At 60.4% G+C, this 14,598-nt stretch carries 13 protein-coding genes; 11 read left to right on the forward strand and 2 right to left on the reverse strand.

Translation table 11 applies throughout. From position 1 onward, the window contains the following. Nucleotides 1–47 precede the first annotated feature (47 nt). The 4 genes from cimA (at nucleotide 48) to J2Z75_RS20890 (ending at nucleotide 2,831) form a co-directional block, all read left to right on the forward strand. The gene (gene cimA / locus J2Z75_RS20875; RefSeq protein WP_209854716.1) at nucleotides 48–1,664 is read left to right on the forward strand and encodes a citramalate synthase; all 1,617 of its coding nucleotides are present in this window, start codon (nucleotides 48–50) and stop codon (nucleotides 1,662–1,664) included. A gap of 60 nt (nucleotides 1,665–1,724) precedes the next feature. Beyond that, a complete protein-coding gene (locus J2Z75_RS29730) occupies nucleotides 1,725–1,913 on the forward strand; it encodes an Imm27 family immunity protein (protein WP_209854717.1) in 189 nt (62 codons plus the stop codon). Nucleotides 1,914–1,927: 14 nt separating this feature from the next. Next, nucleotides 1,928–2,452, forward strand: a complete 525-nt coding sequence (locus J2Z75_RS20885; RefSeq protein WP_209854718.1) for a hypothetical protein — start codon at nucleotides 1,928–1,930, stop codon at nucleotides 2,450–2,452. Nucleotides 2,453–2,606: 154 nt separating this feature from the next. Further along, complete coding sequence (locus J2Z75_RS20890) at nucleotides 2,607–2,831, forward strand: DUF433 domain-containing protein (protein ID WP_209854719.1); 225 nt, start codon at nucleotides 2,607–2,609, stop codon at nucleotides 2,829–2,831. Between the two features lie 172 nt (nucleotides 2,832–3,003). Here the strand turns inward: J2Z75_RS20890 and J2Z75_RS20895 are convergent, their stop codons facing one another. Next, nucleotides 3,004–4,989 carry a bifunctional 2',3'-cyclic-nucleotide 2'-phosphodiesterase/3'-nucleotidase gene (locus J2Z75_RS20895; RefSeq protein ID WP_209854720.1) on the reverse strand — a complete coding sequence of 662 codons (1,986 nt, stop codon included), beginning with the start codon at nucleotides 4,987–4,989 and terminating at the stop codon, nucleotides 3,004–3,006. Nucleotides 4,990–5,202: 213 nt separating this feature from the next. Here J2Z75_RS20895 and rarD point away from each other — a divergent pair, with 213 nt between their 5' ends. Further along, nucleotides 5,203–6,141 carry an EamA family transporter RarD gene (gene rarD, locus J2Z75_RS20900; protein ID WP_209854721.1) on the forward strand — a complete coding sequence of 313 codons (939 nt, stop codon included), beginning with the start codon at nucleotides 5,203–5,205 and terminating at the stop codon, nucleotides 6,139–6,141. A 25-nt stretch (nucleotides 6,142–6,166) separates the two neighbouring features. Here the strand turns inward: rarD and J2Z75_RS20905 are convergent, their stop codons facing one another. Next, complete coding sequence (locus J2Z75_RS20905) at nucleotides 6,167–6,787, reverse strand: LOG family protein (protein WP_209854722.1); 621 nt, start codon at nucleotides 6,785–6,787, stop codon at nucleotides 6,167–6,169. A 257-nt stretch (nucleotides 6,788–7,044) separates the two neighbouring features. Here J2Z75_RS20905 and J2Z75_RS20910 point away from each other — a divergent pair, with 257 nt between their 5' ends. The 6 genes from J2Z75_RS20910 to J2Z75_RS20935 all read left to right on the forward strand — a co-directional run bounded on the left by J2Z75_RS20910 (nucleotide 7,045) and on the right by J2Z75_RS20935 (nucleotide 14,579). Then, on the forward strand, nucleotides 7,045–8,976 hold the full coding sequence (locus J2Z75_RS20910; protein ID WP_209854723.1) for a LysM peptidoglycan-binding domain-containing protein: 1,932 nt from the start codon (nucleotides 7,045–7,047) through the stop codon (nucleotides 8,974–8,976). A gap of 199 nt (nucleotides 8,977–9,175) precedes the next feature. Beyond that, nucleotides 9,176–11,077 carry an ABCB family ABC transporter ATP-binding protein/permease gene (locus J2Z75_RS20915; RefSeq protein ID WP_209854724.1) on the forward strand — a complete coding sequence of 634 codons (1,902 nt, stop codon included), beginning with the start codon at nucleotides 9,176–9,178 and terminating at the stop codon, nucleotides 11,075–11,077. Between the two features lie 167 nt (nucleotides 11,078–11,244). Then, the gene (locus tag J2Z75_RS20920; protein ID WP_209854725.1) at nucleotides 11,245–11,943 is read left to right on the forward strand and encodes a phosphatidylserine decarboxylase; all 699 of its coding nucleotides are present in this window, start codon (nucleotides 11,245–11,247) and stop codon (nucleotides 11,941–11,943) included. A 38-nt stretch (nucleotides 11,944–11,981) separates the two neighbouring features. Continuing rightward, nucleotides 11,982–12,833 (forward strand): CDP-diacylglycerol--serine O-phosphatidyltransferase, encoded by an 852-nt coding sequence (gene pssA / locus J2Z75_RS20925; protein ID WP_209854726.1) that lies wholly within the window; start codon nucleotides 11,982–11,984, stop codon nucleotides 12,831–12,833. A gap of 44 nt (nucleotides 12,834–12,877) precedes the next feature. Beyond that, nucleotides 12,878–13,285, forward strand: coding sequence for a GFA family protein (locus J2Z75_RS20930; RefSeq protein ID WP_209854727.1), 408 nt, complete (start codon nucleotides 12,878–12,880; stop codon nucleotides 13,283–13,285). 112 nt (nucleotides 13,286–13,397) lie between these two features. Next, nucleotides 13,398–14,579: a glycoside hydrolase family protein gene (locus J2Z75_RS20935; protein WP_209854728.1), complete on the forward strand. Its 1,182-nt coding sequence runs from the start codon at nucleotides 13,398–13,400 to the stop codon at nucleotides 14,577–14,579. Nucleotides 14,580–14,598: the final 19 nt, after the last annotated feature.

The following is a 14,598-nucleotide window of genomic DNA, read 5'->3' on the forward strand; positions in this document are numbered from 1 at the left end:
GAGGGGGGTAAGCGGCAAACTCGGGATGCGTGTTCGGAGGCTCGCCCATGATCCGCGAACGCATCCACCTCTTCGACACCACCCTGCGCGACGGTCAGCAGACGCCGGGCATCGACTTCTCCGTCGAGGACAAGATCGCCATCGCCACGATGCTGGACGAATTCGGCATGGACTATGTCGAGGGCGGCTATCCCGGCGCCAACCCGACGGATACGGAATTTTTCAGCAGGAAGCGCACGAAGAAAGCGCGCTTCGTCGCCTTCGGCATGACCAAGCGCGCCGGCGTGTCCGCCTCCAACGATCCGGGGCTGACGGCGCTTTTGCAGGCGGAAAGCGACGCGATCTGTCTTGTCGCCAAGAGCTGGGATTATCACGTCCGCGTCGCGCTTGGCTGCACCAACGCGGAAAATCTCGAATCGATCAAGGCCTCGGTCGAAGCCGTCGTTGCCAGCGGCAAGGAAGCCTTGATCGACTGCGAGCATTTCTTCGATGGCTACAAGGCAAATCCGGCCTATGCGCTCGCCTGCGCGAAAACCGCCTATGACGCCGGCGCACGCTGGGTAGTGCTGTGCGATACCAACGGCGGCACGCAACCGCCGGAAATCCGCGATATCGTGACGGCCGTCATCGCCCATGGGGTTCCCGGCGCCAGCCTCGGCATCCATGCCCACAACGATACCGGCCAGGCTGTCGCCAATTCGCTGGCCGCCGTCGAGGCCGGCGTGCGCCAGATCCAGGGCACGCTGAACGGCATTGGCGAGCGCTGCGGCAATGCCAATCTGATCACGCTGATCCCGACCCTGGCGCTGAAGGAGGCCTATACCAGCCGCTTCGAAACCGCGATCGACGCCGACCGGCTGCAGGAACTGACCCAGCTTTCGCATTCTTTCGACGAGCTTCTCAACCGCTCGCCGGACCACCAGATGCCCTATGTCGGCGCTTCCGCCTTTGCCACCAAGGCCGGCATCCATGCCTCGGCGCTCCTGAAGGACCCGCGAACCTACGAACACGTCACGCCCGAAAGCGTCGGCAACCTGCGCAAGGTTATGGTTTCGGATCAGGGCGGCAAGGCCAATTTCATCAATGCTTTGAAGCGGCGCGGCATCACCGTCTCCAAGGATGATCCGAAGCTCGACAAACTGATCTCCATCGTCAAGGAGCGCGAAGCGACCGGTTATGCCTATGAAGGCGCCGACGCCAGCTTCGCCATCCTCGCCCAGCGGACGCTCAGTTCCGTGCCGGACTTCTTCCATGTCGAAAGCTTCCGCGTCATGGTCGAGCGCCGTTTCGATGCCAACGGCAATCTGAAGACGGTGTCCGAAGCGGTGGTCAAGGTCTCGGTCGATGGCGAGGCCACCATGTCGGTCGCCGAAGGCCATGGCCCCGTCAACGCGCTCGATCTGGCGCTGCGCAAGGACCTCGGCAAATACCAGTCGGAGATCGAGGATCTCGAACTGGTCGACTACAAGGTCCGTATCCTCAACGGCGGCACCGAGGCCATCACACGCGTCCTGATCGAATCCGTCGACGGCACCGGCGCCCGCTGGTGGACGGTCGGCGTATCCGACAATATCATCGATGCGTCGTTCCAGGCGCTGATGGATTCGATCGTCTTCAAGCTGTTGAAGAACAGGGATCAGGCGGGGCTGGCTGCGGCAGAGTAGGGGCTTTTCTCTGCACCATGAATGTGATCTGAAGCCCTTTGACGACACGGATTGTGGAAAATGAGCGATAAACCCGAGTATTCCGGCGCAGAGGCTCTTTCAAAAGCAAGGCATTTTATCAACATCAGTTCTGATCCGAATAAATGGGAAACGGAATACAGGGACGAAAAAACTGGGGAGACGTGGATACTCGACTACCCTCAATCTGAAAGACACAGTGGCGGGAGCCCGCGGCTAAGGAAAAAGTAGCGTGGCTGGGACCATTGCAGCACGACTGCAATCCACGCATTTTCAACAGGAATTTAGATGGAAACGAACAGGGGCTAGAGGTTCATTTTCCTGAATTAAACTTCGAAGAAAAAGACTTGTCTGAGATGGGGCTTGCCTATGCGAGAATTTCTGTCTTCGACCACTGGCTCTCTGCGGTGGAGGCTAAATCAAGTCCCTTGATGAGCTACTCGATTGCCTTAGCTGCAGGCAAACTCGACGACTATCTCGCCGGTGAACATAAACTTCTCGATCCATATCGTATGCTCGGGCATCATGGGTCGATATGCAGTTACCCCCGTCCGTTTCGAAAATTTGACACCGTTGATGTAAAACGCGAGAAAATTTTGATGGATAGTCTCCGGGAAAAGCACTTGATGGACGTCTATTTTATGGATTTCGGAATACGCGTCATGGGTGGATACGATCGTACTGACTTGCTCATCGCAGAATCGCCGAGTGAACTTGAACTGCTGCTCTCTCATGTTTCCCAATTTGGGCTCTTCATCCTGCCAAACTAACAAGCTGCGATGTTGCGATATCTTGGGATCAGGGCACCAGAGGGTGTTCGTTGAAAAGTGAACCGCGAACTGGCTGCAGCGGAGTAGGCGACCGTCCGCTTGCGACATACTATGTTTGTTGGAACATGCGGCCGGGCAATATCGAGGAAGAAAAATGAGTGAAATCCACCGGATTACCGTTGATCCCGAACAGTGCGGCGGCCGTCCGACCCTTCGAAACCTCCGTATTCGCGTGAAGGATGTGCTGGACCTGTTGGCGGTGGGAGCGAGTCCCGCTGAAATCCTTGAAGATTGTCCCGTGCTTGAAATGGGCGATATTCAGGCGGCGCTGGAATATGCCGCTCGCCAAAGCGATCATCCCGTCCTGCATGTCGCGTGATGCGCTTTCTTGTCGACGCCCAGTAGTCCGGGCAGTCGTTTGGATAGATGGCCAAACACGCGGCGGCAAGAGCTTCTCACCCGGTTCGAAAGCGCTTTACCGGCCGTTGTCGCGGCACTGGCGCGCGGCGAAACATTGGTAAAGGTGATCTGACGAAGCCGTCAGTCTACGGTCAAAGCAAAAGCCGAAACTTCGCAAACCCATCCGCGCCATCGCCGGCGTCCTCGATCTTCACGCCCTTGACGTCGGCAATCAGCCCGCGCGCCTTCGGGCCGCTCTCGAACACCGCCGTCGCGTCCTTCACCGGCGTAAAACTCCAGTTGCCGTCGGCGGACGGATTGATCGTGCCTTCGGCGATGATGTAGCGGACGATCACGTCGCGGTTGGTGTCGGGGGCGGCGAAGACGACCTTGTCGGCGGCGATCTCGGGAAATTTTCCGCCACCGCCGGCGCGATAATTGTTGGAGGCGACGACGAATTTCTGCGCCGGGTCGATCGGCTTGCCTTCGAATGAGAGGTTCTGGATACGGTTCGAGCCCGGATTTACCGCATTGCCGTCGGCATCGTATTTGGCGGGCTGCGACAGGTCGATCTGGTAGGTGACGCCGTCGATAATGTCGAAATTATAGGACGGGAAGCTGGCGTTGAGCAGTGCCACGTCCTTGGCGCCCGGCGCGACGGTGTTGAACATGCCGGCTGACATTTCCAGCCAGTTCTTCACCTGCGCCCCGGTGATGACGACCGCCTGCACCGTGTTCGGGTAGAGGTAGAGGTCGGCGACGTTCTTGATGGCGATATCGCCGGCCGGAACATCGGTATAGTAGTCCGCGCCGCCACGTCCGCCTGCCTTGAAGGGCGCTGCCGCCGATAGCACTGCTAAGTCCTTGTATTCCGTGTCCTTCAGCATATCCTTGATGTACCAGGTCTGCGCGTTGGAGACGATCTGCACGGAGGGATCGTCCGCCACCAGCGCGAAATAGGAATAGAGCGGTGCCGAGGTCTTGCCGACCGGTGTGCGGATATAGGTGAGCGTCGCCTCATGCTCGGCATTGGCAGCAGCGAGCACATCGGCGCGGTCAGGCACGTCGGCGACCACCTTCTTGTCCTCGCGGTGATAGATCGGCCGCGCTTCGGTGGTGAAGTCGACGATCTTCCAGCTGTTGCCGTCCTTTTCGAGCAGCAGGTCGATCAGGCCGAGATGCGAGCCCCAGAAGCCGCCCATGACAGCCGGCTTGCCGAGCAGCGTGCCCTTGACCGGATCGACGCCCTCGATGCCGTCAAAACTCTTCGGGCCGGGAAAGACCAGATGCTGGTGGCCGGTGAAGACCGCGTCGATGCCCTCGACGCCGGCGAGATAGAGCGAGGCATTCTCCATGCGATCGCTCTGGCCGCTGCCGTCGATGCCGGAATGGGAGAGCGCGATGATGATGTCGGCGCCTTCCTCCTTCATAGCGGGCACCCAGGCCCTGGCGGCCTCGACGATATCGCGTGTCTGCGCCTTGCCTTCGAGGTTCTTGATGTCCCAGAGCATGATCTGCGGCGGCACGAAGCCGATGATGCCGATCTTCAGCTCGCTTGCGGCGCCCGAACCGTCGGTGATGGTCTTCTCGACGATGGTGTAGGGCTTGAAGAACAGATCGTCGTCCTTGGGATTGGAGGCGAGCTGTCCCTTGGTCAGGTTGGCGCAGACGTAAGGGAAGTTCGCGCCGGAAAGCACCTTGAACATATAGTCGAGGCCGTAGTTGAATTCGTGGTTGCCGAGCGTGCCGGCCTCATAGCCGAGCACGTTCATCGCCTTGATGACCGGATGGACGTCGCCGTCCTTCATTCCGTGCTGATAGGCCATGTAGTCGCCCATCGGGTTGCCCTGCAGGACGTCGCCATTGTCGACAAGGAAAGAATTGCCGGCCTCGGCGCGGATGGCGTCGATGATCGAGGCGGTGCGGGCAAGGCCCAGCGTGTCGTTCGGCTTGTCGCCGTAATAGTCGTAAGGGAAGACGTGGACGTGGATGTCGGTGGTTTCCATGATGCGCAGGTGTGCCTGGTTGGCGGCCGCGCGGGCTGCGAATGGATGCAGCAGAATGAGGGCGGAGGTGGCGGCGGCACCGCTCAGCAGCGAGCGGCGGGTTATCGGGTGGAGCGCGAGGATGGATGACATTATAAGTCCCTTCGTCTGACCGGTCTTAGCCTGCAGGGAACGTAGAGCGGCATGTCGCGGAATGCACCCCGTAAAATATCGCGTATTTTCGCCGCTGCCGCGAAGGCTTTGATGAGCTTTGCTTCAAGCAAGGTTCACGGAAATGAATTGGTTGATCAACGGGCTTTGGAGTAGGACGACCGAAACGATAAAAACCTGACGGGATGAAACGCCATGGCTGATGCGAAACAAACACCGGTGGTGCAGAACGGCGATTCACCGCGAGGCTTCGCCTTCGCGCTCGCGGCCTATCTGCTCTGGGGCTTCCTGCCGTTCTTCATGAAGGCCGTCGCGCATATTCCGGCTTTCGAGGTCGTGGCGCACCGGATCGTCTGGTCGGTGCCGCTTGCGGGCGCCGTTCTGATCCTGCTTGGCCGCACCGACGACGTGAAAGTGGCGCTGCGTTCGCCCCGCATTCTGAAGATGGCGATGTTGACCGCCGTACTGATCACCATCAACTGGGGCATCTATGTCTGGGCGATCGGGGCGGGACGGGCGCTCGAAACGGCGCTCGGCTATTACATCAACCCGCTTTTCTCGATTTTCCTCGGTGCCGTGCTGCTCAAGGAAAAGCTCAACCCGGCACAGATGGTAGCCATCGCGCTGGCCGCCGTCGCCGTCGTCGTGCTTGCATTCGACGCAGGCGGCCTGCCATGGGTCTCCATCAGCCTGGCACTGTCCTGGGGGCTTTATGCCTTCTTCCGCAAGACCCTGCCGGTCGGCCCCAACCAGGGCTTCTTCCTCGAGGTACTGCTGCTCAGCGTCCCCGCACTCGGCTACATCGCCTATCTGGAAGCCTCGGGGCAGGGGCATTTTACCGATACCGGCTGGGCGGATGTCGCCTGGCTGATGGCCTGCGGCGTCGTCACCGCGCTGCCGCTGATGATCTATGCCAATGGCGCCAAGCTGCTCAGGCTCTCCACCATCGGCATCATGCAATATATCGCCCCGACGATGATCTTCATCATCGCCGTCTTCGTCTTCCATGAACCCTTCGGCACGCCGAAGCTGATCGCCTTCATCCTGATCTGGGCGGCACTCGCGGTCTATTCGACATCGATGATCATGGAAAGCCGCGCCCGCCGGGCGGCGGTGCCGAACCCGGCGGAGTAAGCCGGGCGGGCTTGGCCGAAAAACATCACAGCTTGGCGATGATCCCGTCATCGCCGTCGCGGTCGACCTGGCTTGCCCAATGGGCAAGCAATGCGGGAACGACCTCGTCGGCCGCGTCGATGACGAGCGGCTGGACCAGATGGGCGGTGTGGATGAAGCCGCTGTCGGCCATGTGATGGATCAGCGTCATCAGCGGATCCCAGAAGCCGTTGATGTTGACCAGCACGATCGGCTTGCGGTGACGCCCGAGCTGCGCCCAGGTCATGATCTCGACGATCTCCTCCAGCGTGCCGATGCCGCCCGGCAGCGTCACGAAGGCGTCCGAGCGCTCGAACATCTTGTGCTTGCGGTCATGCATGTCGGGCGTGACGATCAGTTCGCTGAGCTGGCCCAGCGAATGACGCGTGGCCTCCATATCCATGAGAAATTCTGGTATGATGCCGGTAACGCGGCCGCCATGCGAGAGGACGCCGCTTGCGACAGCGCCCATGATGCCCTTGGTGCCGCCGCCGTAGACGAGGCGCAGGTTATTTTCGGCGATGGATTTACCCAGCGTGCGGCCGGCATCGATAAAGGATTGGTCGCGTCCCGGCTGGGAGCCGCAGTACACGCAGACGGATCGAATCGGGATATTTTTCTCGTTCATGGCCCAAAGAGACATTGCACCGCAGCAGGCGTCAAGAAAAATGACGGGAAACAGGGCGGTCTCGACGGCGGAATATGCGGCAATGCTTGTGGAAAGCAGCGGAAATCGTTAGCAATTTTTAAGAATGAGCAGACGATATGTCTGGGGACTGATTCCGCTGGATTAGGCAAATGGAAAGCGGCAGGCAATAGGCTGGGGCGAGCCGTCCTTTCGCGCCCATTTCGGGCGAGGGCGGCTTTGGCCATTTGGAGATGTGCATGATGAAGAACAAGGCTGGCTGGGTGGCCCTTATCGTCCTGGCAATTGCATCGCTGCTGATGATTTTCTTTGTCATGCCCAATATCAACGGCAACAAGGACAAGGTCGCCGCTGACGCCACGGCGGAGAGCCCGGCGAAGCTGGCCGACACGAAGCCGGCCGATGCGAAGAGTGCGCGGCCGACGGCCGAAAGCGATGTGGCCAGTGCGACAGCGACGGACGCCAAGCCTGCCGATCCGGCCGCCGCCTGGGCGGTACCGGGTTTCGACGTTCTGCGCGTGGAGCCCGACGGATCGACGGTCATTGCGGGACGTGCACAGCCCAACACCAAGCTTGAGATTGTCAATGGCGAAACGGTTGTCGGCACCGCGGATGTCGGCGTGACGGGTGATTTCGCCGCGATCTTCGACAAGCCGCTTCCGGCAGGTGACTATCAGCTGACATTGCGCAGCGTCGGCGAAAACGGCGTGACCAAGTCCTCCGAAGAGGTCGCCACCGTTTCGATCCCCAAGGACAAGACCGGCGAACTGCTCGCCATGGTGTCGAAGCCGGGTGAGGCAAGCCGCATCATTACCAAGCCGGTGGCCGAAGCGACCGCCCAAGCCGCCGATGCAAAGCCCGGCGATGCAAAGACCGCCGATACGGCGGCCGCTGCCGGCGAAGTTGCGAAGGTTGAGCCGGCGCCGGGCGCATCGGCGATTGCAACGGATACCGCAAAGCCGGCCGATACGGCTGCTGCCGCGCAGGCCCCGGCCACGGGCGATGCGGCGGCTATCCCTGCAACCGGCGACACATCGGGCGTCGCCGTGTCCGCCGTCGAGATCGAAGGCAAGAAGATCTTCGTGGCCGGCAATGCCAAGGCTGGCGCGCTGGTGCGCATCTATGCCGACGACGCGCTGGTCGGCGAAACCAAGGCCGACGCGCAGGGACGTTTCGTCGTCGATGGCACGATCGATCTGCCAGTCGGCAATCACACGATCCGGGCCGATATGATGGGTGCCGATGGCAGCAAGGTCGAGCTGCGCGCCGCCGTGCCGTTCGATCGTCCGGCCGGCGATCAGGTGGCAGCCGTTGCACAAGGCAATGCGCAGGGCTCCGTGGTGCCGTTCGAAGGCGGCAGTTTTGACGGTCTGAGGATGGAAGCGACCAAGGCGCTCAGCCTGCTCAAGGGCCTGTTTGCTGACGGAAAGGTGCCGACAGCCGAAGAACTGGCCGCCGCGCGCTCGGCCACCGAAATTGCCCTGAAGTCGCTCGCCGATTTCAAGGTTGCCGACAATCTGGATGCCAGCGTCAAGGAAATGGCGGCCAAGACCGCCAAGGCGGCGACAGATGCACTGGCCCTGCTGAAAGCGTTGCCACAGGACGCAGCCAGCGTTTCGGCGTCGCTCGGCAGGATCGAGGCCGCGGTCGGTTCGGCGCTGATGCCACGCACCGATGGTGCCGGCAACAATGCGGTTGCGGCCGAAACGACAACGCCGGCACCGGCCGGGGACAATGCCGCAGCCAGCGCGACGCCGGCTGAGGGCGATGTGGCAAAGCCTGCGACGGAAACGGCCGGCAAGCCTGCCGTTGAGTCAGCCACGCCTTCCGCGGAGTCAGGCGCTGCCGCTACGGCAACGGACAACGCTGCCGCAACGACGGCCTCCCCGGCAACCGGGCAGGCCGTTGCCGAGCCGGAAACGGTCCAGCAGGCACCGCTCAAGCAGAGCAAGACCTCGGTCATCATCCGTCGCGGCGATACGCTCTGGCAGATCTCGCGCCGCGTCTATGGCGCCGGCGTGCGCTACACGACGATCTACCTTGCCAACGAGGATCAGATCACCAACCCGGATCGCATCCTTCCCGGCCAGATCTTCGGCGTGCCGGACAAGGCGATGTCGGAGGCCGAATCGGAAGAGATACATCGCAAGCATGTGAAGCATCTGCCCTGACGGCCTTTTTTGCGGTCGGCTCCATTGCGGCGGGCGACTATGAGACCTATCTGAAACATCAAAAGCGGCGCCTTGAGAAAGGCGCCGCTTTTGATTGGAAATTTGCATGCGCGCCTTTTGCTTCGATGTCTTCATTCGCATGACATTGCGAGCGTGCATGACGGCTCGCACCTGTCCTTGAGACGGGCGACGGCGAACGATGGCGGGACAAGACGTGGCAGTGCAGAAGAAGACGGTATCGGCGGATGCAGGCAATCCCCTGCGGACGATCATCAACCTCTGGCCCTACATGTGGCCGAGCGACCGCACGGATTTGAAGATGCGTGTCGTCTGGGCGACCGTCATCCTCCTCATCGCCAAGGTCGTGCTGCTGCTCGTGCCTTATTTCTTCAAATGGTCGACGGATGCCCTGAACGGCAAGACGGATCTCGTCGGTGCGCTGCCGGTGGTCTTCACCGGCGCCGTCATGCTGGTGCTGGCCTACAATCTGGCCCGGCTGCTGCAGGCCGGGCTCAACCAGCTGCGCGATGCGCTGTTTGCCAGCGTCGGCCAGCATGCGGTACGCCAGCTCGCCTACCGCACCTTTGTCCACATGCACCAGCTGTCGCTGCGCTTCCATCTGGAGCGCCGCACCGGCGGCCTGTCGCGTATCATCGAGCGCGGCACCAAGGGCATCGAGACGATCGTCCGCTTCACCATCCTTAACACGGTGCCGACGCTCATCGAGTTCCTGATGACGGCGATCATCTTCTGGTGGGGATACGGTTTCAGCTACCTGCTCGTCACCGCCGTCACGGTCGTCATCTACATCTGGTTCACCATCAAGGCGAGCGACTGGCGCATCGGCATCCGCCGCGCCATGAACGACAGCGATACCGACGCCAACACCAAGGCGATCGATTCGCTCCTGAATTTCGAGACCGTCAAATATTTCGGCAACGAGGAGATGGAGGCCAAGCGCTTCGACCAGTCGATGGAGCGCTACGAGCGTTCGGCGACGCAGGTCTGGACCTCGCTCGGCTGGCTGAACTTCGGTCAGGCGGTGATTTTCGGGGCAGGCACGGCGATCATGATGGTGATGTCGGCCCTGGCCGTGCAGCGCGGCGAGCAGACGCTCGGCGATTTCGTCTTCATCAACGCCATGCTGATGCAGCTCTCCATCCCGCTCAATTTCATCGGCTTCGTCTACCGCGAAATTCGCCAGGGCCTGACCGATATCGAACAGATGTTCGACCTGCTGGAAGTCGAGGCGGAGGTGAATGATAGTCCGGATGCCCGGGAACTGGTGATCGACAAAGGCGCCATCGCCTTCAAGGACGTCCACTTTGCCTATGATCCCGCCCGCCCGATCCTCAAGGGCATCACCTTCGAGGTGCCGGCAGGCAAGACCGTCGCCGTCGTCGGGCCGTCCGGCGCCGGCAAATCGACCCTGTCGCGGCTTCTCTATCGCTTCTACGACGTGCAGGAAGGCGCGATCACCATCGACGGCCAGGATGTGCGCGACGTGAAGCAGAAATCCTTGCGCGCCGTCATCGGCATGGTGCCGCAGGATACCGTGCTGTTCAACGACACCATCGCCTACAATATCCGCTATGGCCGCACATCGGCCACGCAGGCTGAGGTCGAGGCTGCGGCCGACATTGCCCAGATCGGCGGCTTCGTCAAAAGCCTGCCGGAAGGTTATGGCGCCATGGTCGGCGAGCGCGGGCTGAAACTGTCGGGCGGCGAGAAGCAGCGCGTGGCGATTGCCCGCACGGTGCTGAAAAGCCCGCCGATCCTGATCCTCGACGAGGCGACGTCGGCGCTCGATACCCGCACCGAACAGGAGATCCAGACCGCGCTCGATATCGTCTCGCAGAACCGCACGACGCTGGTCATCGCCCATCGCCTGTCGACAGTCATCCATGCCGACGAGATCATCGTGCTTAAGGACGGCGGCATCGCCGAGCGCGGCACGCATGGGGAACTGATCGACCGCGACGGCCTCTACGCCTCGATGTGGAACCGCCAGCGCGAGGCGACGCAGGCCGAGGAAACGCTGAAGAAGGTCCGCGAAAGCGACGATCTGGGAGTGGTGGTACGCGGTGCGGCGGCGGTGTGACATGGCCGGCAGTAGCCAGTAGCCAATAGCCAATAGCCAATAGCCAATAGCGAGAGATCATCACTGCCCACTGCCCACTGCCCACTGCCTATTTCCTCTACCGCATTGCCCGACCCGGCGTTTCGCTGTAGGTGCTGGTACCCGAGAAAATCTGGAGATGTGAGTTCATGAGCTTGATCAATACGGTGCGCAACACGCTGGTTCCGGTGCACAGGGAAGGTTACCCTTTCATCGCCGGGTTCTTCGTCGTTTCGCTGGTTCTCGGCTTTTTCTGGGAACCGTTGATGTGGATCGGCTTCATCCTCACCGCATGGTGCGCCTATTTCTTCCGCGATCCGCAACGCATGACGCCGCTTGACGACGATCTGGTCATCAGCCCCGCCGACGGCCGCGTCTCCTCGATCGCCATGATGACGCCGCCGGAGGAGCTTGGGCTTGGAACCGTGCCGATGCTGCGCATCACCGTGTTCATGAACGTCTTCAATTGCCATGTGAACCGCGCGCCGGTGCGCGGCACCATCAACCGCATCGCCTATCGCGCCGGCAAGTTCGTCAATGCCGAACTCGACAAGGCAAGCCACGAGAACGAGCGCAACGGTCTGGTCATTGAAACGATCCATGGCGAAATCGGCGTCGTCCAGATCGCCGGACTGGTTGCCCGCCGCATCGTCTGCTGGTCCGCACCCACCGATACGCTGCAGGCCGGCGAGCGCTTCGGCCTCATCCGTTTCGGCTCCCGTCTCGATGTTTTCCTGCCTGAAGGTGCTGAGCCGCGCGTCAGCCTCGGCCAGACAGCCATCGCCGGCGAAACCGTGCTGGCCGAGTTCGGCTCGCCCAAGGGTCCGGTCATCAGCCGTCGTGGTTGATGATGCCACTGCCATTAAAACAGCAACCGGAGCACTCCATGGAAACGCCCTTTCCGTCTTTTGAACCGAATGGCCCGAACGACGAGGCGCGCGGCCCGCGGCTGAGAGAAATCCCGTTGCGGCTGATCGTGCCCAACGTGATCACCGTGCTGGCCATCTGCGCCGGTCTGTCCGGCGTCCGGCTTGCCTTCGAAAACCGGTTCGAGCTCGCCGTCGCCATGGTGCTGGTCGCAGCCTTCCTGGATGGGATCGACGGCCGTGTCGCCCGCCTGCTGAAGGCGACATCGAAGTTCGGCGCGCAGATGGATTCACTCGCCGATATCGTCAATTTCGGCGTCGCTCCGGCGCTCGTTCTCTATGCTTTCGCCCTCGATCAGGCACGCTCTCTCGGATGGATCGCAGCCCTGATCTACGTGATCGCCATGGGGATGCGGCTTGCCCGCTTCAATGTGATGTCGGAGCGCGAGGTGAAGACCGCGTGGCAGTCGGAATATTTTGTCGGCGTACCGGCGCCCGCCGGCGCCATGCTGGTGTTGCTGCCCATGTATCTTGGCCTGCTGGGCGTGGTGCCGGATCGCACGATGGCGATCATCTCGTCAGGCTATACGGTCCTGATCGCCTTCCTGCTGGTCAGCCGCCTGCCGGTCTGGTCGGGAAAATCCGAGAACCGCGTGCGCCGCGACCTGGTCCTGCCGATCATCCTCTTCGTCGTCCTCTATGTCGCAACGTTGATGAGCTTTACGTGGGAGACCATGGTCGTCACGGCGGTCGGCTATCTCGCCAGCCTGCCGTTCGGCGCCCGCAAGTGGAAGAAGAAATACGGCGGCTGGCCGCTGCATCCGGACCACCCGGCGCCGGGAGAAGATGGATTGCCGGGCGACAAGATATAAAGGAAACTCCGCAACGACTGAGGATCGACCACTGGAGGCACTCCATGCGTACGAGACTAGCTTCATGTTCGTGCGGCCAGTTGCAGATCGAAGTCCGCGGCGAACCGCTGGGCGTTGGAGTTTGCCACTGCCTGGCCTGCCAGCGCCGGACCGGCAGCGTCTTTGCAGCACTCGCCGCATTCCCCGTGCCCTACAGCGTCTCCGGAACTGCTATGGATTATGTGCGAGCGGGCGATCAGGGAGCCAGGTTCCGGTTTCGCTTTTGCCCCGTCTGCGGAACGAATTTGTTTCACACAGAAGAAGGGGTAGAGCAAAACTCGGTGGCCGTTGCTGTCGGCGGTTTCGCCGACCCAAATTTCCCGGCTCCGCAGGATTCCGTCTACGATTGCCGCAGGCATTCCTGGGTTCAGTTGCCGGCGGGCATCACCGTCTACGATAAAGATCCGATCTAAGGCATCGTTCGATTGATCGGACGCCTACAGCTCTGAGATCATTACTGCATTCTGTTCTGCACCATCAAAAGCTGTACGATTATCTTCCGTCGGATATTTAAATGAGCGAACGATGAAAGCTGTGATCGCGCCGATTTTCGTGTTTGCGTTGAGCATCTGTCTTGCCTCGTCCTGTATGGCCGATGAAAAAGGCGTGCAGTCGCCGCCGGCTACGCATCAAGCGGCAACTCTAAACCACGGGCCTCGTTGGACGCGCAATCCTTCCAATCTGATTATCAACCCTTCACACTTCAGCTTGCCCACAGGCGAACTTGGATTCAACACGTCGGATCCATGTGTTCTGTATTCCGAAAAAACCAAGAGTTGGCACGCGTTCTTTTCCAGCAACAGCGACAAACTCGACAAGCAATTCCTGATGCATGCAACCAGCAAGGAAGCCACGAACGGATGGAGGGTGCTACCCCTGCCTGCACTGGATGCCGGTGCTGCCAACAGCTGGGACGCCAGGACAGTCGAAACATGTTCCATCGTGGAAATAGAAGTCGGCCCGACCCAGTCAAATTATTATCTGTTCTATTCAGGCGCCAATACCATGGATGGAGACGACGCGGACGTCTACAGCATGGGCTTGGCATTCTCGACCGATTTGCAAAGCTTCCACCGCATTGATGCCAGAAATTCTCCCAAGAAAGCGGATGGTTTGTTGTTTGATCCGGTCGAGGCGTTCCCGAAAACGCCGGGTGTGACCAGCGGTGTGGTCACGGATCCGAGCGTTATGTACCAGGACGGTTCGTTCAAGATGTGGTTCTTTTGCGCAGCGAAGAATGAGTCGGGCGAATTCATCGATGGGGGCATCTGTTACGCAAGTTCGGCCGATGGCTTGAATTGGCAGCACCAAGGAGCCTTGCCAACTTTAATGAACGACAAGGCGCCAGGGGTGATCGCGCAACAACCGACCGTCATTTACAATCCGCAGTCAAGACTTTACGAAATGTGGGCGGTGATCGATGATCCGGCCTATGCATCCTATGGGATCGAAGGGCTTGCGGTCGGTGGCTATTTCCATGCGACATCAGCGGATGGCCTGCAATGGACGTATACTGACAAGACCGCCTATGACTTCACATGGGACAGCACCATCCCTTCCGAGAACAAGGGCATGGGCAACGGACCCACGGTCGTGTATGCGAAGGGCATCTACTACCTGTTTTATTCTTCTTTTTCTGATCAACGCATTCCAACAGTCGACTACCCACCTTTTACGTGGGGCTTGAATCTGGCAATCAAAAATTGATGCACCCAACGTATCGCTG

It is taken from the genome of Rhizobium herbae, from assembly GCF_017873135.1.
GTDB classification, from domain to species: domain Bacteria; phylum Pseudomonadota; class Alphaproteobacteria; order Rhizobiales; family Rhizobiaceae; genus Pararhizobium; species Pararhizobium herbae.

Excerpts from the sequence above, each read along its gene's own strand:
- cimA (WP_209854716.1), top strand. The coding sequence starts at position 48 with ATGATCCGCGAACGCATCCACCTCTTCGACACCACCCTGCGCGACGGT.
- J2Z75_RS29730 (WP_209854717.1), top strand. The coding sequence starts at position 1,725 with ATGAGCGATAAACCCGAGTATTCCGGCGCAGAGGCTCTTTCAAAAGCA.
- J2Z75_RS20890 (WP_209854719.1), top strand. The coding sequence starts at position 2,607 with ATGAGTGAAATCCACCGGATTACCGTTGATCCCGAACAGTGCGGCGGC.
- J2Z75_RS20895 (WP_209854720.1), bottom strand. The coding sequence starts at position 4,989 with ATGTCATCCATCCTCGCGCTCCACCCGATAACCCGCCGCTCGCTGCTG.
- rarD (WP_209854721.1), top strand. The coding sequence starts at position 5,203 with ATGGCTGATGCGAAACAAACACCGGTGGTGCAGAACGGCGATTCACCG.
- J2Z75_RS20905 (WP_209854722.1), bottom strand. The coding sequence starts at position 6,787 with ATGAACGAGAAAAATATCCCGATTCGATCCGTCTGCGTGTACTGCGGC.
- J2Z75_RS20910 (WP_209854723.1), top strand. The coding sequence starts at position 7,045 with ATGATGAAGAACAAGGCTGGCTGGGTGGCCCTTATCGTCCTGGCAATT.
- J2Z75_RS20915 (WP_209854724.1), top strand. The coding sequence starts at position 9,176 with ATGGCGGGACAAGACGTGGCAGTGCAGAAGAAGACGGTATCGGCGGAT.
- J2Z75_RS20920 (WP_209854725.1), top strand. The coding sequence starts at position 11,245 with ATGAGCTTGATCAATACGGTGCGCAACACGCTGGTTCCGGTGCACAGG.
- pssA (WP_209854726.1), top strand. The coding sequence starts at position 11,982 with ATGGAAACGCCCTTTCCGTCTTTTGAACCGAATGGCCCGAACGACGAG.
- J2Z75_RS20930 (WP_209854727.1), top strand. The coding sequence starts at position 12,878 with ATGCGTACGAGACTAGCTTCATGTTCGTGCGGCCAGTTGCAGATCGAA.
- J2Z75_RS20935 (WP_209854728.1), top strand. The coding sequence starts at position 13,398 with ATGAAAGCTGTGATCGCGCCGATTTTCGTGTTTGCGTTGAGCATCTGT.